The following is a 699-nucleotide window of genomic DNA, read 5'->3' as shown; positions in this document are numbered from 1 at the left end:
CAGGGCGTCCCAGCGGGGAGATTGATCAACGGGCATTCTGTGCATCCTGTCGTGAGAGATGGACGAGGTAAAGGCGGGCAGCCGGGGCGGAAAGCCGGACCTGCGGATTGTCCGCGCGCTCGATCAGCACCGCATCGCCGCAGTCCAGCGCAACGCTTGGTCCGTTGGCGCTGCTGCAGATGACGTGTGTGCCGGATGCGCAGTAGATGAACAGCAGATCCGCCTGCCGCGCCAGCGACGCGCTTCCGTTCAGCCGCATCTGTTCGAGCGTGTGCATCCAGAGCGCGCGCCGCGTCATCACGTTGAAATCCGCAATCGGACCTCCGGGCAGTTCCGCTTCGATGCGTTGCTCGCCCCGGAAAACGCAGGGCGCACTGCCGGCGGTCAAGGTTTCGGCCCGCGTGCCGTCAATGCGCAGGCACAGACCGCCTCCGTCCAGCACCGCCAGCGAGCGGTCGACGCCGCCGAAGTGCGAAAACGGACCGGATGCCGTCACCCGCGCCGAACTGATGCGCCATGCAAAATCGTCGAGGCCGGCGCCGTCCGGATGAACGGCCAGTTCCGTCGTGACGCCGCCGCCGTTCTTCCATGGCATGGTCCGGTAGCTGCCGGCATCGAACTTGCGCATGATGGCTATGCGATTAGGCGCCGGCGTGTTCCGCGATGCGCGCCACCAGGCGGGCGGCGACGCGCGCGGTG

Annotated in this window: 1 protein-coding gene; it reads right to left on the bottom strand. The window is 67.1% G+C overall.

The annotated features are described in order from the left end of the window. Positions 1 to 25: 25 nt before the first annotated feature. On the bottom strand, positions 26 to 699 hold a 674-nt coding region (locus A6M56_RS19860; RefSeq protein ID WP_502686946.1), incomplete at its 5' end, for a HutD/Ves family protein.

The organism is Ralstonia sp. RL (genome assembly GCF_001683835.1).
Taxonomy (GTDB): Bacteria; Pseudomonadota; Gammaproteobacteria; order Burkholderiales; family Burkholderiaceae; genus Ralstonia; species Ralstonia mannitolilytica.
Note: the sequence above shows the minus strand (reverse complement) of the source record. Positions and strands in the feature narration are given on the sequence as shown.